An 18,784-nucleotide genomic window follows, 5' to 3' on the forward strand; every position below is an offset into this window, starting at 1 on the left:
CGGCGGATGCCGGCAAGTGGCAAAGGATTAACGGCTGTAGAATTCGACGATTTGCTTTTCGTCGATTTCCTGGGACAGCTCAGCGCGTTCCGGAAGACGGACGAACTTGCCTTCCATGGCCTGGTCGTTGAAATCCAGGTACTGCGGGATGTGATGGCGGCCGGCAAGCGCGTCCTTGATGGCGGACAGGTTGCGGCTTCTTTCACGCAGGCCGATGATGTCGCCGACGCTGACGGTGTAGGAAGCGATGTTGACCTTCTTGCCGTTGACCGTAACGTGGCCGTGAGCGACGAGCTGACGAGCGCCTGCGCGGGAGTTGGACAGGCCCAGACGGTACACGAGGTTGTCCAGACGGCTTTCCAGCAGGATCATGAAGTTCTCGCCGGAGATCCCCTTCATCTTGGAAGCCTTGTCAAACAAGTTGCGGAACTGCTTCTCGTTCAGGCCGTACATGTGACGGAGCTTCTGCTTCTCCTGCAGCTGTTGGCCGTAACCGCTGATCTTGCGGCGTTGGTTGTTGCCGTGCTGGCCGGGAGGAAATGCGCGCTTTGCGAGTTCTTTGCCGGTACCGCTCAGGGAAATGCCGAGGCGGCGGCTCAATTTGAATTTGGGTCCAGTGTAACGGGACATGTATCAATTGCTCCTTCAACTCATAATTTTGTCATCTTCGGGTTCGAAACAAGGAAGAGGCGTTGATTCCGAGTGCCCGACTTTGCCATCGAAGTCGCCTTCCCGACAGGGGAGTTCAGCCGCTGCCCCATCGGCGACAAAATCAGTGAGGGTGTACACTCCGTACTCAACCGGAACGTTCGAAAACGTTCAAACAACAACTAATTTTAGTAGATTCCATAGGCACTTGTCAAGGCCAAGCGGCAGACTCCCCGCAAGTTTTCGCTTTTCTTGCATCGGGCGGGCGGGGTGAACTAAATTCACGCCCAATTGGAAAAAAGGGCAGGCTCAAGTCGTGCGTTTGCCAGGCAATCATAGTATGATGGAAGGAGCGAAGTGGAAAGAGGAGAAGCTTTCTATGGAAGAGGATCTCGGTATGACGGTGAAGGACAAGCTCGGTCCGGGCGGAGACGGGATGGACGGTCCGCTACCCGCTGTCGCATTCGATGCGGACGGTCTGACGGGGGCGGAAGTCGAGAGGATCTGGATGGATGGATTTCACCGCTGGGCCGAGCATTCGGCCGCCGGCGATCCCGAGTACAGAGGCTGGCTTATGCTGACGGCGCCGAGTGGCGAGGTTCGGTCGCTCTGTGTGGTGGACGGCCTGCCGGTTGCCTATTCCCCTTCCGAGGTCTGGATGCTGGAAGCGGCGAGGGAAGCAGCCGAGCTGTGCCGGACAGCGGCGCGCAGCAAGCGGCCCTGCACCGGCGCGAGCGTGACGGCGCTTCCCGTCCTCGACGGCGAGAGAAGGCTTCAAGCCGTGATCGGAGCCCATTCAGCCGCCGATTCGGGCGGGCGGTTCATCCATCGCTGGGCTCCGTGGCTGACGTTATTCCTGCAGACCGAGACGGAACGCTGCCGCAGCCGCCGGCTGGAGGAGAAGCTCCGGAGAACCGAATCGGACTTCCAGCGCAAGGAGATGGTCTACCGTTCCGTAGAAAAGCTGTTCTCCCTCATCGACGTGGAGCGCATTTTATCGGAAGCGATCTTCCAGATGCAGGAGTTCTTTCCCGAAGCGGAGATCGACCTGCTGCTTTGCCAGGATGAGCCGGGCATCGGCCTGCCGGTCAAACCGCTCAATATTTTCGATGTGAACAACGAGCTGTGCATGCATGCCTTCATGGAAGGCCGAATCGTCTCGAAGGGGGCCGACCCCACGAACGGACCTTTCGGCGAGATTGCGGCTCCGCTCATCGGTAAGCAAGGCGCCTATGGGGTTCTGCATCTCCGCGCGAAGGCTGCCGGATTCACGGCGGAGGATGGCGAGGCGGTGGGGGCGATCGCCACGGCGGCGGGAACCGCCTTCGAGAACGGCAAGCTCTACGAGCAATCCAACATGCTGGTCAATGAGCTCCGCCTGATTAACGAGCTGACCAAGCGCCTGAACCAAAGTCTTCGGCTCGGCGAAATTTTCGACTACGCGATGGCGGAACTGCTTCACATCTTCGGCGCCGACTACTGCTGCATTCTCCAGGAATCCCACGGGAAGGACACCCTGCTCGTCCGGGTATGCAACCTGCCGGAGATGACGGGAGAGCTGATTCCCCGGAATGAAGGGTATTCGGGGATGGTGTTTCGCACGAAGGAGCCGGTGATCGTCTCCGATTACCGGGACCCCAAGTCGATCCGCTCCGAGCTGATGGAGCTTACCGGCAGCCGTTCGCTGATCGCGTCCCCGATCTTCGTCAACGGCGAGGTGGCCGGCGTGATCCTGATCACGCACCGGGCTCCTCAGTTCTTCACGTATGACAACTACAAGCTGCTCTCGGTGCTGGCCGGGCCGATCGGGCTCGCCGTCGCCAACGCATCGCTGCATGCGGAGGTGCGGCGGATGGTGATCACCGACAACCTGACCGGGTTGTATACCCGCAAATTCCTCGACGACCATGTCGGCAAGCACCAGGAGGCGGACAGCTGCGGTTCGCTCATCGTCGTCGATATCGACGACTTCAAGCGAATCAACGATACGCTCGGCCATCAGATCGGGGACAAGGTGCTGATTCAGGTGAGCTCCATCGCCCGTTCCTGCATCCGCGAATCGGATATCGCCGCGCGTTGGGGAGGCGAGGAGCTGGCCATCTACCTGCCCCACGTTTCCGCCGAGCAGGCGGTGCATGTGGCCGAGCGCATCCGCAGCCGGGTCCACAGCGAGACGGACCCGGGCGTGACCGTATCCTGCGGCGTGTCGGACTGGTCCGTCGCCGACGAACGGATCAGCGTGGAACTGCTGTTTTACCGCTCCGACATGGCGCTCTACCAGGCGAAGCGGGCGGGAAAGAACCAGATCAAGACGGGTTAAAAAGACCCGGCCAAAGGGCGGCGGGCCAGGGAAAATCCAAGGTTGCGCTTACATGCCCATCCAAGGTATCATGGGGGTAGCAACTACATACCATTCTAAATAACGAGTCCAAAATGGAGGGATTCTTATGACCAACAATGCGGCTATTGTTGAAATTTCTCAGACGGCCAATCAGTTCCGTTCCTCGATCGTGCTTCAATACGACAACAAGTACATCGACGTGAAGAGCATTCTCGGTCTGTTCACGACGCTCGTCGGCGGCGGACAGTACGAGCTCCACGTTCACGGACAAGACGCCGAAGAAGCCAAGAAGGCGATGGCGGAAGTGTTCGCCAAGCACGGCCTGAGCGTAAATACCGTGGAAGAGTAATTCCAAAAAGCCGGAAGCCGGAACCCTCGGGGTTCCGGCTTTTTTATAGGGGAGGAGCGGGAAAAGGGAAGGGACGTGCCTGTGAAGTCCGTCACGATTCGCTTGTATAATCCCGGAGTTTCGTCTAATATAGACTTATGCACGCCTTTACGGACGGGGGGGAACCTATGTCATCGGATCTGCTGGTGAATCTGAATGAGAGAGCCTTGACGCTTCTTCAGGAAGATGCGAATAAGATAGAGAAGCTGATCGAGATTCAAATGGAGAATCTGACCACGCGCAAGTGTCCCCTGTATGAGGAAGTCCTGGACACGCAGATGTACGGATTGTCCCGCGAAGTGGACTTTGCCATCCGGGCCGGGTTGATCTCGGAGCCCGCCGGCCGCAGCCTCCTGAACAAGCTGGAGCGCAATTTGGCGAATCTGTATGAAGCTCAGAGCCTGTCGCGCTGAGAAGAATAAAGCCGCACCGGAAGTATCCGGGTGCGGCTTCTTTATTGGGAAGACGGGACCGGGGCTGAGTGCCCCCGGTTTTATAGGAAGAAGAACGCCATGCCGAGAATGAGGTAGACGGCGATCAGCAGGACGCCTTCATACCAATGCGTCTTGCCGTCGCGGGAGATCGAGATGGCGATAAGAGCCGCCACGCCGATTGCCGCGAGCTCATAGAGACTGAAGACGAGGTCCATTTCCTGACCCATGAAGAAACTGACGAATACCAGAACCGGCGCAACGAACAGGGCGATCTGCAGGCTGCTGCCGACGGCGATTTCGACTGAGGCGCCGATCTTGTTCTTCAGCGCGAGCATGATGGCGGCGGAGTGCTCGGCGGCATTGCCGATAATGGCGATCAGGAAGGCGCCGACGAACAGCTCGGAGAGGTTGAACCGCTCGGTCACGGCCTCCACATTGCCGACCAGCCATTCGCTGACCAAAGCGACCATCAGGGTGGCGAGCACGAGGAAGAAGATGGACAAGCCCTTCGACCAAGCGGCCTCTCCGTGCTCGCTCTGCTCCTCGGAGAGGATGTTCTTGTGCGTGATCATCGAGAAGTACAACCAGAGGAAGTAACAGATGATCAAGATGCCCGCCACGACCAGGCTGAACTGGTTTAAGTGAATGCCGGTGATGTCCTTGTGAAAAATCGCCGGCAGGAACAGGGCGATCACCGCAAGCAGCATGAGCGAAGAATTGTGCGCGGCCAGGTTCTCGTTGAAGCGCTGTTCCTTGAACTTCAAGCCGCCGATCAGGACGCTGGCCCCGAGGACGAGCAGCAGGTTGCCGATGATGGAGCCGGTGATGCTGGCCTTGACCACCTCGAACAGTTCCGGTTTGCCGTTCACCGCGTCCTTGATCAGGATGATTGCGATGATCAGCTCGGCCGCATTCCCGAACGTAGCGTTCAGGAAGCCGCCCGCCCGGTCTCCCGCATAATGAGCGACGCTTTCCGTCGCTTTGCCGAGAAAACCGGCCACAAAGACGATGGCGACGCAGGCCAGAATGAATTGCAGAGTGGAGTTCCATCCGGCATAGTGAGCGATAGCGCTCGCCAGAAAGCTGATGATGAGCCCTGTCACAAAACCGTACTTTTTGATCATAGCCGACTGAGTCCCCTTGTCCGTTGGGTAGTGAAGCGAAAACGCGTAGGATCATTCTAATATAAATTACCCCTGGTAGCAATTACCGCATCCCGGAAGGTCCGAAACCGTTTCGCTTGGCGGTTTCATTGACTGTCCGTCGTCTGACTCATTATAATGTGGATAAGGGAAGGGAGTGAGCTGTATGGAAGATATGGAGCAAACAGGATTTATCCGGATATCGGATGATGTCGTATCCACGATTGCCGGCATGGCCGCGATCGATACGCCGGGAATTTCCGCCATGTCGGGCGGCATCTCGGAAGGGCTGGCCAAGCGACTCAGCGGACGAAATGTGCAGAAGGGCGTCTCCGTGGAAGTGGGACAATTGGAAGCGGCAGTCGACTTGAGGGTGATCGTCCAATACGGATGGCGGTTCCAGGATGTATGTCGTAACCTGCAGCTCAACGTACGGGAAGCGGTCGAGAACATGACGGGGCTGCGCGTCGTGGAAGTGAACGTCAAAGTGGAAGGCGTTTCCATGAAGGAACGCGAGGAAGAGGCGGTACCGGAGGAAGCGGTCCGAATCAAGTAGACCCAGGAGCGGTCAAGCTTGCGAAGCCCATGGGGCGAACGGCAGCCGTCGAAAAAGCGAAGCCGATCAAACAAAGCACGGCCCGAGGCGTCCATCGCCCGGGCCGTGCTTGCTTGTTTGTTTGAGTGTTATGCAATTGTCTCCACGATAAACCGTCCCTTGCCGTCAGCCGGTCCTACGGCTCTGGCGAACGCCCGTTGACTTCGCCGGGCTCTTGGAGCTGACGGTCTGCTCGCGGGAGATGCCGAGCACGATGCCGAGCGACATGAGCGTAAACATGATCGACGAGCCGCCGTAGCTGATGAGCGGCAGGGTGACGCCGGTCATCGGGATCGTGTTGGTGACCCCGAGCAGATTGACCAGCGCTTGGATCGCCATCATCATCATGATCCCCACTCCCGCAAGGGAGGCGAACCGGTCCGGGTTGCGGAGGGAGATAAGGATGCCCCTCCAGATAAAGGCGACGTAGACGAGCAGGAACAGCGCGGTCTTCAGGAAGCCAAGCTCCTCGCCGATGATGGCGAAGATGAAGTCGCTGTAGGACTGGGTCAGGAAATGCAGCTTCTGGATGCTGCCGCCGATGCCCGTGCCGGTCAAACCGCCGTGGCCGAAGGCATAAAGCGAGTTGATGATCTGGTATCCGCTAGCAGTCGGGTCCAACCATGGATCGCGCAAAGTTTGGAAGCGCTGGAGCCGGTAGTTGTATGAATTAGGATGGAGCAGAGAAGGCAGCAGCATATACAGGGTCAGGACGCCTCCGGCGATCCCGCCGAGCGTCAGAAGATGCCGCGTTCGCATTCCTCCCGCCCACAGTACGGCGATGGAACCGAGGATGAGGATGGCGGCGGAACCGAAGTCGGGCTGCAGCAGGATGAAGCCGCTCGTGATGCCGATGATGACCAGACAGGGCATAAGGCCCTGCTTGAACTGCTGGAGCTTGTCCTCTTTGTTGGTAATGACTACCGCCAGATACAGCACGATCGCGAGCTTGGCCAGCTCCGAGGGCTGCAGGTTGAACAAGCCGAGGTTGATCCAGCTTTTTGCCCCGAACATCTTGCTACCGATGATCAGCACCAGGACGAGCAGCCCAAGCGTGCCGAGCCAGAGCAGGGCGACCAGCTTCCGCAGCTTGGAATAGTGGAAATTCATGAAGAAGATCATCAGCACAAAGCCGATGGCGACCGCCACCGCTTGTTTCCTCATGTAATAGAGCGAATCTCCCTTATTAAAAAAGGCCGAGATAGCGGAGCTTGCGCTGTACACCATCAACAGCCCGAAAGCGGTCAAGGCAACGGTGAGAAACAGGAACAGGTAATCGGGCGGGTTGCGCAAGGGTCGTTTTGCCATTCGCGGCCTCCTTTCAGAAGTAATGATAGACGCTTTGCCCGCAGACCGCAAGCCATAAGCTGCGGCATTGTGCTACACTGAATAGCAAAGCGATACAGGAGGTAGATTCGCATGTGGGAGGAGCTGCTGGCCAAAACCGACGATCTGTACCCCGAGATGGTAGCTTGGCGGAGGCATATGCATCAGAATCCGGAGCTATCATACCAGGAAAAGGAGACCTCCAGCTTCATCGTCCGACAGCTTGAGAGCATGGGAATCCATGCGCAGACAGGCGTCGGCGGCTATGGGGTGACGGCGACCATCGCAAGCGGGCGGCCGGGACCGACGGTCGCGCTGCGTGCGGACATGGACGCGCTGCCGATTCAAGACGGCAAAGCCGTCGACTACGCCTCGCGCGTACCGGGCGTCATGCACGCCTGCGGCCATGACGGCCACACGGCGGGGCTGCTCGGCGCGGCGAAGCTGTTGAACGGAATGCGCAGCGAATTGAACGGAAACGTCAAGCTGATCTTCCAGCCGGCGGAGGAGGTGGCGCCGGGCGGAGCGAGCGCCATGATCCGGGATGGAGCGCTGGATGGGGTGGACGCCATCTACGGCGTGCATCTCTGGACGCCGCTCGCGGCGGGAACGGTGGCGACCCGGGCGGGAGCGATGATGGCCTCCGTGGACGATTTCGATATCGAGATCCGCGGCAAGGGCGGGCACGGCGGCATGCCGCACGAGACGGTGGACACCCTGCTCGTAGGAGCCCATCTGGCGGTGAACCTGCAAACGGTCGTAAGCCGCAGCCTGAACCCGGTCAAGCCGGGCGTCGTCACAGTGGCCGCGCTTCAGTCGGGCAACAGCTACAACGTGATCCCGGACACCGCGCTGCTCAAAGGGACTGTGCGAACCTTCGATCCCGACAGCCGCGCTCTCGCCCGGCGGCGGATCGAGGACATTCTGAGCCACACCTGCGCCATGTTCGGAGCGGAGTACCGCTTAACCTACAAGGTCGGCTATCCGCCGGTGGTCAATCATCCGGCCGAGACCGAGCGGGTCGTTCAGGCGGCGCGGTTGATGCTCGGAGCCGAGGCCGTGAAGGAAGCGGAGCCGACCATGCCGGCCGAGGATTTTTCCTACTACCTGGAGAAGGTGCCCGGCTGCTTCTTGTTTGTCGGCGCCGGCGGTGCCGGAGCGGAGTATCCGCATCATCATCCGCTGTTCGATATTCGCGAGGAAGCCATCGGACAGGCCATGCTCGTCCTGTGCGCGGCTGCGATCGGCCGCCTAAACGGCTTCCCGGATTAATGCCCGCTCGTGTGTCATTTTCCTTATTTTGGGGTAATGCAGAGGGAATGTTGAAGCGGGGGGATCGAAATGAGCGATTACGAGGATGAGGCTCCGGGTTGGGATGCGATCGAAGCCCGGTTGACGGGACGATACGGCGCACAGAACCCCAAGCATTACGGAACGGCGCTGCCTTTCCTGCTCGGAGGAAATGACCCGTTGGACGGCATCAGCGCTTATCGGGCGGAGGAGCCGATCCCGCATTGGCATCTGGTGACCTTCGGCTTCTCCGAGCTGTATGATAAGACCTGGAAAGATCCGGACTTAAGCGGCTTCGGCTTCGAGCTGACCTTCCGGGTGGTCCGTACGCCGGAAGAGGAGGAGCCTCCGGCTTGGGCGCTCAATCTGCTGCAGAACATGGCCCGTTATGTGTTCCGCAGCGGCAACGGGTTCGCTTCCGGCCATTTTTTGGACGCCAACGGCCCGATCTGCCTCGGAGCGGATACGAAGCTGACCGCCTTGGCCTTCATGGAGGACCCCGAGCTCCCGGCGGCCGATACCCCGAACGGGCGGGTGGAGTTCCTCCAAATGGTCGGGATTACAGGCGATGAGCTGGAGGCCATGAAGCTGTGGAACCCCCTTGGAGTGCTCGAAGCCGGCAAGGCGGCACTGCCGGGGTATATCACGGATTTGGCGCGGGACTCGTTGCTCAGCATTCCGTCGGTCGCAGAAGCCATTGAGCTCGGTACCGAGCGGGAGGGCTCCAATACCGGTATCTTATATGTGGATCAGCTGGAGTGGGAGCCGGGGCGGAACCGGCTGCTTGGTCGCCAGCCTGCCATCCTAACCGTGGGGGCCAAGCAAGCCGATACGCTGGCGAAGCTGCTGCGCGGCCGATTGTCGAAGGGCAAGGTGCTGATGCTGACCGGCCAAGGCTTGAACATACTCTTGGAACCGGATCAAACAACCGGGTATGTGTCCTCGGAGAGCGGAATCCGGTTGCAGTTGAACGATGCCGCTGTGAAGGAACTTACGGAGAAGCTGCGGCCCCGGGAGGGGACGATCCGCTTGTCCGCTTCCAAGGATGTGCAGGTTCGGATTGTGAAAACCAGGATTAAAGACCAGGATGGACAAGTCGTGGAAACGATCGGGTAATGCTGCCAGGCCCCGCCGGTTAACCGGCGGGGCTATTTTTTTGTGGACGGACGGGAGGCAAGCGTTTTTGGGAGGTAAGCGCTCGCCTGAAGATAAGACGAACTTCCTAGGCGGGGATGGCGAGGTAGGCCCTGTCTTCCTATAGACGGCCGACCTGCGGATTTTCTATAGTAAAAACTAGAAGAAATGCGATATTCCGAGTTTCATTCGACAATATTCGCGGTTCGCTATCCGTTCTGAAGGAGGAAATCGCTTTTGACTTTGTCCCCGTCCCCCCGATCCCGGAGAATTTTGTGTGTCCTGATCGCCATTCTGCTCGTTCCCTTATTTCTGGGTTCGCAGCCGGTTAAGGCGGATCAAGCCGTTTTCTACACCTGGCCGTCCATTCCCAGCGGGACCATCGGCGTCGCCCGCCCCGATATCGAGATGAGAATGAGCTTTTCCGGGTTGACCTTAAGCTCCTATACCATGACTTTGAACGGCAGCAAGGTGGCGGCGACCTATGACCGGAAGACCGAGACCTTTCACTATACGCCGTCGGCCGACTTGACCGTCGGTTCGCACAAAGTCAGCCTCCAGGTTGCCTTCAAGGGTTATGCCATGAAAACGTATCAGTGGAGCTTCACGGTCGCCAAGGATGCGGCGAAGGCCCTCGGCGACAGCACCGGCCAGGCGGAGGCTTTGCAAGCCGTTAACGCGCTGCGTAAACAAGCCGGGCTGTCCGCTGTCGCGTTGAACGCGAAGCTGAATCAAGCGGCGGCGGCGCATGCCGGTTATCAAGCCGCGAACGGGCTCCTCACGCATCAAGAAACCAAGGGACTGAAGGGCTTTACCGGAGCCTCTCTGTCCGATCGCCTTTCGTATTACGGATATTCCGCTTATCAGGCTTCCGAGGATATCCGCATGCAGTCCGGCTCCACGCCGGCTCAAGCCGTCATGGATCTGTATGACGCACCTTATCACCGGATTCCCTTCCTGGACCCGGCCCTTAAGGAGATCGGCTACGGCCGCTCCGGAGCCTATCAGGTTCTCTTGTTCGGAGCGGCGGAGGGACCGGCCGAGCCCGCTGTGGTCGCCTCTCCCGTCGGAAGCGCCGTGAAAGCCGAATGGGACGGACATGAGACGCCCGACCCGCTCCGCTTGCACGGCGGGGCAGCCTATCCGCTCGGCTATCCGCTGATGGCCGGCGTCTACGGCAAGGATGTCATGCAAGTGCTGCCGGTCGAGGGCAGCCTGAAAACGGCGGCCGGTCAGACGGTTTCGCTCCTCGTCAACGGCGCCGACCAGGATGACCATCTCGCGCGCGAGGTGCTGTACCTTCCGGCCAAGCCCCTGAAGCCGAACACGGAGTACCGGGCCCGCGTGGTGATGAAGGCGGTGCTGAAGAACGGCTCAACCCGCACCTTCACGAAGGAGTGGACCTTCCGGACGGCGTCGGCTTCGGGCACGGCCGCCGGTTCGGGCGGGCAGACGTTCACCTCGGGCGGCTCCTCGCCGATCCGGTTCCGGCTGGGCGAAAGCTCCTATTCGGTCGGCGGCACGGCGTATGCCATGTCGGCGAAGCCGATACTGATCGGCAGCTCGGCGTATCTCCCGCTCCGCGATCTCGGCCGGGCGCTGGCCGCCGATGTGGCCTGGAACGAGATGACGCAGACGGCGAGCTATTCCCGGAAGGGACAAACGGTGAGCATCCCCATCGGAAGCTCGACCTGCCGCGTTAACGGCAAAGCGGTTACGGTGACGACTCCGGCCCGGTTGGTCGGCGGCCGGACGCTCGTTCCCGTCCGGCTCGTCGCGAGCCTCCTCGGACTGGCCGTCGACTACCGGCAGCAGGATCAGAGCATTACCGTTACGCCGTAAGGCATTAAGAAGAGGGATTCGATAGAAAACGGGCATCCGATCTTAACCGGATTGCCCGTTTTTCGTATCGCCATGCCGCTGTCGCCAAAGCTGCGGCTCCGATCAGAGGTAGCTTTTCAACGAAGGAATCGCTCTCGCCCGGGTATGCTGCTCATAAGCGTACCCAAGCCGGAACAGCATCGGTTCTTCAAATGCCCGGGCGGTAAAGGTGATGCCGAAGGGAACGTTCTCCGCCGTCTTTCCGGCCGGGACGATCAGTGAGGGATACCCAGCGCGGGCCGCGATACGGGAGCCGAAGTCGGCCGGAAAGAGCAACGCGTCAAGCCGGTGCCGGTCCATGACGGCATCGATACCTTCCGTCCGGCAAAGCTTAAGGTCGGTCAGCCGGTCTCGCAGATAAGCCGGCTCCGTCAGCGATCCCGAAGTGCGGTATTCGGCATCGAGCAAGAGGGATTGCCCGTATCGCAGCGCTTCCATCGGGTGGGCGTTATTGAAGGCAATGATGTCGCCGAGGGTGCGGACTTGCGCTCCCGCGCCCAAACGGGACAAGTAGTGTTCCAACCCGTTCTTGAATTCGTTCAGCAGCACAGTCGAATAGACGATTTGCCGGGAGGTGGGGATATCCGCCGGATCGACAATGACGGCGCCGAGTTCCTTCATCCGTTCCACCGCCCGGTTGAACAGATTGCGGCGGTCCTCCTCGACCTCTTCAAAATAGTAGTCGCGGGGAATGCCGATCCGCGCTCCCTCCAAACCGTTTGAATCCAGGAAAGCGGTGTAATCGGCAGGAAGCGGCTTTGCCGTCCCGGTTGCCGGGTCTTCCTCGTCCGGTTCAATCATGGCGTTCAGAAGCAGGGCGGCATCCCGCACCGTGCGCGCCATCGGACCGGCGGTATCCTGGGAGCGGGAAATGGGAATGATCCCGCTGCGGCTGACGAGGCCGACCGTCGGCTTCAAGCCGACCACGGCGTTACGGCCGGCGGGATTGAGGATCGAACCCGAGGTCTCGGTGCCGATGGCCGCCGCACAGAAGCTGCAGGCCACGGCGACGGCCGAGCCCGCGCTCGAACCGCCGGTGGGGGCGGACAGGTTGTACGGATTCAGCACTTGCCCACCCCGGGAGCTGTAGCCGGTCGGCATTCCGGCGGTCATGAAGTTTGCGAATTCGGTCATATTCGCCTTACCGAGCAGGACCGCTCCCGCCGCCCGCAGCCCTTTCACCAGATGAGCGTCCCGGGGGGCGAAGGAATGGGCGAGGGCAAGGGACCCGGCACTCGTATGCATCTGGTCCCCGGTATCGATGTTGTCTTTTAGGAGAATCGGAATTCCGTGCAGCGGCCCGCGGGGACCGGTCCGGCCGCGTTCGGCATCGAGAGAATCGGCGAGGAACAAGGCGTCCGGATTCAGCTCGAGCACAGAATTCAAGGTAAGACCCGCTTTGTCGCTCGCAGCGATCCTGGCGAGATAGTGCAGGACCAGCGTTCGGGAAGAGGCTTCGCCCGCTTCCATTGCCGCTTGCATCTGATGGATGGTCGCTTCCTCCACATTGAAGCTCATGCTTGTCCCTCTTTTCGATTTATTCCAGGGCCTTCCAGACCCGGTCTGCCTTCATCATTCCATAAGCCGGGCGGATTGGCAAGAACGATGGAAGGGGTAGGGTGTAGGTTCCGCATGGCTTTGGAAATACTAAGCAAAAAAGATCAGGGAAGTCAGCGAAAAAGGAGGAAGGGGCATGTCCGAAGAAGCAGCCCTTATCGTCAAAGCCGATCGGACGATTCTGTTGGATACCCGCTATGATTCCGGCAGGAGTCACCGCAAGCGGCTCTCCGCCTTTGCCGAGCTGCTGAAGAATCCGGGCGAGCTCTATCTCTACCGGCTCACGGCCTGCTCGTTGTGGAGCGCCGCGGCGGCAGGCATGACGGCGGAAGCGGTGTTGGCATACCTGGACGGTGAAGCAAGGTTCGGCGTTCCTTCCCCCGTAAGGAGCTTCATCGAGCGGGAAATGGGCAGCTACGGGGAGCTGCGGCTGGTATTGGGGCAAGAGGGCCTGGTCCTAACCGCCCGGCGGGAAGAGGGATGGAACCGGGCGCCGGAGGCGGGCAGCCTTCTGCGACCGATCGACGGCCTTCGGGCCGTGGTCTCGCCGGAGAAACGCGGGGAATTGAAGCGGGCGCTGGCCCGGGCCGGCCTTCCGGTGATCGACGAAGCCGGCTTTCGCGGCGGCGAGCGGGTACCGCTTGAACTCCGGGCAGGCGAAGGCGGAACGGTTCTGCGCGGCTATCAACGGGATGCGGTGCGCGCCTTTTGCCGGGAGGGGAGCCTCCTCGGCGGCAGCGGAGTGGTCGTGCTGCCCTGCGGAGCGGGAAAGACGCTGGTCGGAATCGCGATCTTGGCGGAGCTCGGCTGCGCCACGCTGATCCTGACTCCGAACGTCGCTTCCATCCGCCAATGGAAGCGGGAACTGCTGGCCCGGACCGATCTGAAGGAGGAATGGATCGGCGAATACAGCGGCGAGCGCAAGGAGGTGAGACCGGTTACGCTGGCCACCTACCAAATCCTGTCGCACCGCGCGGGCAAGCAGGCTCCGGCGGTGCATATGCAGCTGTTCCGGGAGCGCGATTGGGGCCTCATCGTCTACGATGAGGTTCATCTGCTCCCCGCTCCGGTATTCCGGGCCACGGCCGACCTCCAAGCGGCCAGGCGGCTCGGGCTGACGGCCACGCTGCTTCGGGAGGACGGCTGTGAGGAGGATGTCTTCTCGCTCATCGGACCCAAATGTTATGAGCTGCCTTGGAAAGAGCTGGAGCAGGATGGCTTCCTCGCCGGTCTCGATGCCTGCGAGGTTCGCATTCCGCTCGGGGAAGAGCTCCGGCTTCGCTACGAAGACGCCGCCCCGAAGGCCAAGTTCCGGATCGCCGCGGAGAATCCGGAGAAGCTCCGCACCGTGCGGTCTTTGCTCGACCGGCACCGCGGCGAACCCACGCTGGTGATCGGCCACTACCTGAGCCAGTTGAAAACCGTCGCCCGCGAAATCGACAGCCCGCTCATCACCGGCGATACCCCGCATGAAGAACGGGAGCGGCTTTACCGGGATTTTCGCGAGGGACGCCGGACGAGACTGATCGTCTCGAAGGTGGCGAATTTCGCCATCGATCTGCCCGAAGCCCGGGTCGCCATCGAGCTGTCCGGCAGCTACGGCTCCCGGCAGGAGGAGACGCAGCGGATCGGCCGGGTGATCCGGCCCAAGCGGGGAGACAACCGGGCTTTCTTCTATACCCTCGTCAGCGAAGACACGGTGGAGCAAGCCTTTGCCCGGAGAAGGCAGTTGTTCTTGACCGGACAGGGCTACGCCTTCCGCGTCGCCCGCTCCGATTCTGTCCAAGGAGGAGACGGCCGTGGACCAGCGGGAAACGGGTAAGCTAACGGGACTGGCCGCTCGGGTCCGCCGCCTGACGGCGCGTTCGTTTGCCGATCTTCCGTTCTCGTGGCAGGAGCTGGAGCGCGCCGGAGTTCGGGCGGGCTTCTCCGGCGCGGAGCTGGCCTGCGGAGCGTCGCAGCTGCGGCTCGGAGGCGAGTTGGCTGCCGTCCGAACCGCGCAGGCAGGGGTTCGGTACTGGCTGTCGCCGGAAGCGGTTCAGCGGGATATGGAGCAGGACGAGATGGAACCCGCTCGGAGCCTTGGCGTCACCGGGTGGAAGCTCATGCCGGACCGGGAGGCGAGCCGCGCCGCCAGCGCTGAACAGGAGCCCGTTCAGGCGGCGGAGCTGTTCTTCCGGTTTCTTCGCACGGCCGAGCTGGTTCCGATCCGCCGCAGGGCGGAAGCGGAGGAATGGACGCCGGGGCTCGCGAAGCGGCTCAGCATGGCGGTGTTCGGAGAAGAACGCCCGGGGGAGCCGCCCAATGCCATCGGCGCGGCAGCCTGGCCGGCTGCGAGGAACGCCGTGCTGTCTTTCTTCTGGAAGGCGGCGGCGGAGTTCGCCATCCTGGCCTGGACGGGGCGGGACTGGCGCTCGCAGCCGGAACGGCTCGCCCGCTGGCTGAACCTGCCGCCTGCCGCCATGGAAGAGCGGCTCTACCGGCTTTGGCGGGCCATCGGGGTTCCCGAAGAACCGCGCTGCCGCCGGGCCGTCCTGGCTCTCGACCGATACCCGAACGCCAGGCTCCTTGCGCCGGAGTCGGCGTCCGATTCGGATTCGGCTTCCGGTGAAGGGGAGGCAGCGGAACGAGAGCGGTTCGCCGATCAAGTCTTGGCGCTGCTTGTCCGCTTGGGCTGGGCCGACCCTCTCCCGAAAGGGGACTGCGAGCTCCGGCTGCCTCGGCCGATAGGCTATTTGCCCGAGGAGGAAGAGGGGCTCCATTGGTATGTTCTCCCCGACTTCGAGGTCATACCGGTCGGGACTCCCGGTTTCGACAAGCTGTGGCCGCTCGCCTTGTTCGCCGAGCCGCCCGAGAGCGGCGTCCAGGGAGCCTGGAAGCTCACGGAGAAAAGCTGGCGGGAAGCCGCCCGCCGGCCGGACGGAGCCGAGGGAGGACTGGCGGTCTTGACAGCCGCCAGTCTAAACGGCGTCCCGGCGGAAGTCAGCCGCCAGCTCCGCGAGTGGGCGGCGGCTTGGCCGCCGCGTATCGAGGCTTCCGCCGGGCGTTCAAGCGAAACGAGGCATCCGAGGCTGCCGCGGCCCGGAGCAAACGTACCCGGCTTTCCCAATCCGGCGGCGTCTGTGCCTTTCGGCAGCGGGGCGGATGGCGCGATGGGTCCGGTTCCCGGACCGGACGAGCTGTTGCCCGGTTGGCGGGAAGTACCCGCGGCCTGGTACCGGGAATCCCGCTCCTATCATCCTTCCACGGCTATGAAGCTGGCTGTCTGCGCCATGCGCTGGAAAACCTTTCTTCATCTGGGGGACGGGAAAGAACCGTCGGTGCTTCAACCGGCGGCGGTTTCCGAGGCGGAGGGCCGCCTGTTCCTCCGTTCGGCGGGCCGGAACGGAGAGGAGGAAAGGGAGGTTCTTTCGGGATGCCCCCTGCAGATTCTGTTACCGGACACGGGCGATTCGTGGTATGATAGAAAGAACTTTACCGATGCCTCGCAACGATAAAGGATTCCATTCATTCCAAGGAGAGGGAGAGGGTTACCATCATCATGAATGTGGCAGCGGGACTGGATTCGGCCGAGCTGCTGGAAAAGGCGTACGAGCTTGGCGATCTGATCAATCTCTCCGCCGAAATGGCGGATTACCTATACTGGAAGGAACGCATGAAGCAGGACTCCGCCGCAGAGACGGCGATCCGGAGCTTTCAGCGGAAGAAGGACCGGTTCGAGGAAGCGATGCGGTTCGGGCATTTTCACCCGACCTATCACCAAGCGCTGGAAGAAGCGGAAGCGGCCCGCCGGGAGCTGGATGCGGTGGATAGCATCCGGGGCTTCCGCCGGGCCGAAACCGAACTGGACGACCTGCTGCACGCCGTGGCCGAGCTCATCGGCCACTCCGTCTCGGCTTCGGTCAAGGTTCCCCGGGACGGCGAGGACGCCGGCGGCTGCTCCGGCGGCTGCAGCACCGGCGGCTCCTGCAGCGGCAATTGCGGCTGATCGGCGGCCGACAGCGAACCCAAAGCCGGCGGTCGGTTGACCGCCGGCTGATCCGTTCCGCCGGCTAAGCGGGCACTGTCCGTTACGGGCGTTCGAGCCGGAATTCCGGCTCGATCCGTCCCACGGCGGTTCCCTGCCAGTTGCGCAGGACGGGGCGGTGGAATTCGGCCAGCTCCTGCGCTTCCGCTTGATCCAGCCAGCCGAGCTGAAGCAGGGCTTCCGTCACGGCGGGGTAGAGGGCGCGGACGCTGCCGTCTCCGACCTTGACCGCGAGTCCGAGTCCGGCATCCGGCACGGTCACGGCGAACACGCCCTCCGCGCCGAGCTTGCCGACGAGCCGGCCCCGGGTGGCGCGGATCAGCCGGGTATCGAAGCGGTCGTCGCCCGCGAGGCATTCCGGATGGGCGCGGATCGCTTCGACGATCCGGCGGCAGGCGGCCGCGCGGGCGGGGACAAGCTCCTCCGGCGTTCCCAGCCGGGCGAAGGCGAGCGCGAGCGCTGCGAGCGGCAGGCCGAATACGGGGACGCCGCAGCCGTCGACGCCGAGCTGGATCTCTCCGGCGGGAACGCCGCTCATGTCGCTCACCGCGGCGAGCATCCGCTGCTGGACGGGATGGTCCACGGCGAGATAGCCTTCCGTCGGCGCTCCGATCGTCTTGGCCAGCGCCAGCATCCCGGCATGCTTGCCGGAGCAGTTGTTGTGCAGCGCGGTGGGGAGGGTTCCGGCGGCTCTCAGCGCATCGGCCGACGGTTTATGGTAAGGGTCGTGCGCCCCGCATTGCAGGGCGGAAGCGTCGAGCCCAAGCTTGGCGAGGAGGCCGGCCGCAATTCCCACATGCAGCGCTTCTCCGTTGTGGGAGGCGCAGACGAGCGCAAGCTCCGCATCGGTCAGGCCGTAGTCGTCCGCGCCCCCGGATTCGACCAGCGGAATCGCCTGCAGCGGTTTTGCGGACGAACGGGCGAAGGTCTGACGGTACGGCTCGCCGCACGAAGCGATCAGCGCTCCGTCAAGAGTAACGGCAGCCAGATGGACCCGATGTTCACTTTCGGGCATGGCGCCCCGATATACCGTTATAACGGGATTTTGATTCATACGAGCATTCCTCCAAGTAACGAGAAGCCTCAGGGCAGGTCGTTCAATATAAGATTTTCAATATCACGTAGGACAGGGGGATTTCCATGTTTACCGACCGCAGCGGTCTTATCGTGTGGGTGAGTGATATCAAGCCCGCGAAAAACCTCGAAAAATACGGCACGGTCCATTATATCTCAAAAAGAATGAATTATGTAGCGATGTATGTGCACACGGAGAAGCTGGACGAGTCCATTCGTCTCCTTCAGCGGCTGCCATATGTCAAAAAAGTGGAAAAATCGATGCGAAAAGAAATCAAGACGGAGTACGATAAGTCCATTCCGGACAAAACCCGATTTTATTCGCTTTGATTCCCAACTATTTGACAAACGCAAATGGAAATATTTCTCGATTTGAAGTAGAATAGACGAAAGGCGTAGTCAATAAGTCCTGCCTTTGGCCAGGAGGTACCATGAAAGATTCAGGCATGAACCGCTGGAACACCTATGAGCCGTTCTACGTCGAACTGGGGGACAAGAAGATTGCCGACATTGTAATTACACATCATGCCCGGATGCGATGGACAGACCGAGTGGAGCAGGAGAAGACGGGATTTTCCGATATCTGTTCCTTCCTGTGGGAGCGCTTGAAGGCGTCCCAGATTAAGCCGTATTACAAAAAAGAAGAAGAGGTCTTTTTGGTGGACGAGGACCTCGTGATGGTGGTCGAATTCGGTGTTTTGGAAAAGGAAACCGACATCGCCGGAAATCCATTGCATAAGATGATCGTGGTGACGTTTCTCGGCCGGATGTCCGAGATGATCGAGCTGAGGGACCTCAAATCGTATTATTCCTGGCTGCGCCATTCGCGGCGTATGACCCTCATCCGCAACAGCCGCAAGCGCAAATAGCCGTTTCTTCCGGTCCGCCCGCTGGAGGTCCTCGGTTCCATACGTACGGCTGCGCGCTCTTCCCGGGCGCGTTTCTTG

The 18,784-nt window shown here is 61.1% G+C and carries 17 protein-coding genes; 12 read left to right on the forward strand and 5 right to left on the reverse strand.

The features are described 5' to 3' along the window. Nucleotides 1–27 precede the first annotated feature (27 nt). Nucleotides 28–630, reverse strand: a complete 603-nt coding sequence (gene rpsD, locus ACSEXS_RS12200) for a 30S ribosomal protein S4 (RefSeq protein ID WP_438433499.1) — start codon at nucleotides 628–630, stop codon at nucleotides 28–30. Nucleotides 631–1,027: 397 nt separating this feature from the next. Between rpsD and ACSEXS_RS12205 the strand changes: the two genes are divergently transcribed. The 3 genes from ACSEXS_RS12205 to ACSEXS_RS12215 all read left to right on the forward strand — a co-directional run bounded on the left by ACSEXS_RS12205 (nucleotide 1,028) and on the right by ACSEXS_RS12215 (nucleotide 3,790). Beyond that, nucleotides 1,028–2,968 (forward strand): diguanylate cyclase, encoded by a 1,941-nt coding sequence (locus ACSEXS_RS12205; RefSeq protein WP_438433500.1) that lies wholly within the window; start codon nucleotides 1,028–1,030, stop codon nucleotides 2,966–2,968. A gap of 127 nt (nucleotides 2,969–3,095) precedes the next feature. After that, nucleotides 3,096–3,338, forward strand: a complete 243-nt coding sequence (locus ACSEXS_RS12210) for an HPr family phosphocarrier protein (protein ID WP_438433501.1) — start codon at nucleotides 3,096–3,098, stop codon at nucleotides 3,336–3,338. 167 nt (nucleotides 3,339–3,505) lie between these two features. Then, entirely contained in the window at nucleotides 3,506–3,790 is a 285-nt protein-coding gene (locus tag ACSEXS_RS12215; protein ID WP_438433502.1) for an Fpa/YlaN family protein, read from the forward strand. 80 nt (nucleotides 3,791–3,870) lie between these two features. On the opposite strand, the gene cax is transcribed toward ACSEXS_RS12215, so the two are convergent. Then, nucleotides 3,871–4,932 carry a calcium/proton exchanger gene (gene cax, locus ACSEXS_RS12220; RefSeq protein WP_438433591.1) on the reverse strand — a complete coding sequence of 354 codons (1,062 nt, stop codon included), beginning with the start codon at nucleotides 4,930–4,932 and terminating at the stop codon, nucleotides 3,871–3,873. A 187-nt stretch (nucleotides 4,933–5,119) separates the two neighbouring features. On the opposite strand from cax, the gene ACSEXS_RS12225 reads away from it, so the two are divergent. Next, on the forward strand, nucleotides 5,120–5,509 hold the full coding sequence (locus ACSEXS_RS12225) for an Asp23/Gls24 family envelope stress response protein (RefSeq protein WP_438433503.1): 390 nt from the start codon (nucleotides 5,120–5,122) through the stop codon (nucleotides 5,507–5,509). A 165-nt stretch (nucleotides 5,510–5,674) separates the two neighbouring features. Here the strand turns inward: ACSEXS_RS12225 and ftsW are convergent, their stop codons facing one another. Beyond that, nucleotides 5,675–6,856: a putative lipid II flippase FtsW gene (ftsW, locus tag ACSEXS_RS12230; protein ID WP_438433504.1), complete on the reverse strand. Its 1,182-nt coding sequence runs from the start codon at nucleotides 6,854–6,856 to the stop codon at nucleotides 5,675–5,677. A 111-nt stretch (nucleotides 6,857–6,967) separates the two neighbouring features. Here ftsW and ACSEXS_RS12235 point away from each other — a divergent pair, with 111 nt between their 5' ends. The 3 genes from ACSEXS_RS12235 to ACSEXS_RS12245 all read left to right on the forward strand — a co-directional run bounded on the left by ACSEXS_RS12235 (nucleotide 6,968) and on the right by ACSEXS_RS12245 (nucleotide 11,140). Then, a complete protein-coding gene (locus tag ACSEXS_RS12235; protein ID WP_438433505.1) occupies nucleotides 6,968–8,146 on the forward strand; it encodes a M20 metallopeptidase family protein in 1,179 nt (392 codons plus the stop codon). Between the two features lie 69 nt (nucleotides 8,147–8,215). After that, a complete protein-coding gene (locus ACSEXS_RS12240; protein ID WP_438433506.1) occupies nucleotides 8,216–9,280 on the forward strand; it encodes a suppressor of fused domain protein in 1,065 nt (354 codons plus the stop codon). 255 nt (nucleotides 9,281–9,535) lie between these two features. Then, nucleotides 9,536–11,140: a stalk domain-containing protein gene (locus ACSEXS_RS12245; protein WP_438433507.1), complete on the forward strand. Its 1,605-nt coding sequence runs from the start codon at nucleotides 9,536–9,538 to the stop codon at nucleotides 11,138–11,140. A gap of 102 nt (nucleotides 11,141–11,242) precedes the next feature. Here the strand turns inward: ACSEXS_RS12245 and ACSEXS_RS12250 are convergent, their stop codons facing one another. Then, nucleotides 11,243–12,697 (reverse strand): amidase family protein, encoded by a 1,455-nt coding sequence (locus ACSEXS_RS12250; protein WP_438433508.1) that lies wholly within the window; start codon nucleotides 12,695–12,697, stop codon nucleotides 11,243–11,245. A 175-nt stretch (nucleotides 12,698–12,872) separates the two neighbouring features. Between ACSEXS_RS12250 and ACSEXS_RS12255 the strand changes: the two genes are divergently transcribed. From ACSEXS_RS12255 to ACSEXS_RS12265, 3 genes are read left to right on the forward strand one after another with little or no spacing between them, the layout of a single operon-like run. Continuing rightward, nucleotides 12,873–14,558, forward strand: a complete 1,686-nt coding sequence (locus ACSEXS_RS12255) for a DNA repair helicase XPB (protein WP_438433509.1) — start codon at nucleotides 12,873–12,875, stop codon at nucleotides 14,556–14,558. Beyond that, nucleotides 14,536–16,233, forward strand: coding sequence for a hypothetical protein (locus tag ACSEXS_RS12260; protein WP_438433510.1), 1,698 nt, complete (start codon nucleotides 14,536–14,538; stop codon nucleotides 16,231–16,233). Before ACSEXS_RS12255 ends, ACSEXS_RS12260 begins: the two co-directional genes overlap by 23 nt. Before the next feature lie 44 nt (nucleotides 16,234–16,277). Next, nucleotides 16,278–16,724: a YlbF/YmcA family competence regulator gene (locus tag ACSEXS_RS12265; RefSeq protein WP_438433511.1), complete on the forward strand. Its 447-nt coding sequence runs from the start codon at nucleotides 16,278–16,280 to the stop codon at nucleotides 16,722–16,724. Between the two features lie 82 nt (nucleotides 16,725–16,806). Here ACSEXS_RS12265 and ACSEXS_RS12270 read toward each other — a convergent pair whose 3' ends face one another. Then, nucleotides 16,807–17,817, reverse strand: a complete 1,011-nt coding sequence (locus tag ACSEXS_RS12270; RefSeq protein WP_438433512.1) for an asparaginase — start codon at nucleotides 17,815–17,817, stop codon at nucleotides 16,807–16,809. Nucleotides 17,818–17,903: 86 nt separating this feature from the next. Between ACSEXS_RS12270 and ACSEXS_RS12275 the strand changes: the two genes are divergently transcribed. Continuing rightward, nucleotides 17,904–18,167 carry a YlbG family protein gene (locus ACSEXS_RS12275; protein ID WP_438433513.1) on the forward strand — a complete coding sequence of 88 codons (264 nt, stop codon included), beginning with the start codon at nucleotides 17,904–17,906 and terminating at the stop codon, nucleotides 18,165–18,167. A 101-nt stretch (nucleotides 18,168–18,268) separates the two neighbouring features. Continuing rightward, complete coding sequence (locus tag ACSEXS_RS12280; protein ID WP_438433514.1) at nucleotides 18,269–18,706, forward strand: hypothetical protein; 438 nt, start codon at nucleotides 18,269–18,271, stop codon at nucleotides 18,704–18,706. Nucleotides 18,707–18,784 lie beyond the last annotated feature (78 nt).

Origin of the sequence: Gorillibacterium terrae, assembly GCF_051594785.1 — a bacterium.
Lineage (GTDB): Bacteria > Bacillota > Bacilli > Paenibacillales > NBRC-103111 > Gorillibacterium.

Coding starts and splice junctions, on each gene's coding strand:
- rpsD (WP_438433499.1), bottom strand. CDS start 630: ATGTCCCGTTACACTGGACCCAAATTCAAATTGAGCCGCCGCCTCGGC.
- ACSEXS_RS12205 (WP_438433500.1), top strand. CDS start 1,028: ATGGAAGAGGATCTCGGTATGACGGTGAAGGACAAGCTCGGTCCGGGC.
- ACSEXS_RS12210 (WP_438433501.1), top strand. CDS start 3,096: ATGACCAACAATGCGGCTATTGTTGAAATTTCTCAGACGGCCAATCAG.
- ACSEXS_RS12215 (WP_438433502.1), top strand. CDS start 3,506: ATGTCATCGGATCTGCTGGTGAATCTGAATGAGAGAGCCTTGACGCTT.
- ACSEXS_RS12225 (WP_438433503.1), top strand. CDS start 5,120: ATGGAAGATATGGAGCAAACAGGATTTATCCGGATATCGGATGATGTC.
- ftsW (WP_438433504.1), bottom strand. CDS start 6,856: ATGGCAAAACGACCCTTGCGCAACCCGCCCGATTACCTGTTCCTGTTT.
- ACSEXS_RS12235 (WP_438433505.1), top strand. CDS start 6,968: ATGTGGGAGGAGCTGCTGGCCAAAACCGACGATCTGTACCCCGAGATG.
- ACSEXS_RS12240 (WP_438433506.1), top strand. CDS start 8,216: ATGAGCGATTACGAGGATGAGGCTCCGGGTTGGGATGCGATCGAAGCC.
- ACSEXS_RS12250 (WP_438433508.1), bottom strand. CDS start 12,697: ATGAGCTTCAATGTGGAGGAAGCGACCATCCATCAGATGCAAGCGGCA.
- ACSEXS_RS12255 (WP_438433509.1), top strand. CDS start 12,873: ATGTCCGAAGAAGCAGCCCTTATCGTCAAAGCCGATCGGACGATTCTG.
- ACSEXS_RS12265 (WP_438433511.1), top strand. CDS start 16,278: ATGAATGTGGCAGCGGGACTGGATTCGGCCGAGCTGCTGGAAAAGGCG.
- ACSEXS_RS12270 (WP_438433512.1), bottom strand. CDS start 17,817: ATGAATCAAAATCCCGTTATAACGGTATATCGGGGCGCCATGCCCGAA.
- ACSEXS_RS12275 (WP_438433513.1), top strand. CDS start 17,904: ATGTTTACCGACCGCAGCGGTCTTATCGTGTGGGTGAGTGATATCAAG.
- ACSEXS_RS12280 (WP_438433514.1), top strand. CDS start 18,269: ATGAAAGATTCAGGCATGAACCGCTGGAACACCTATGAGCCGTTCTAC.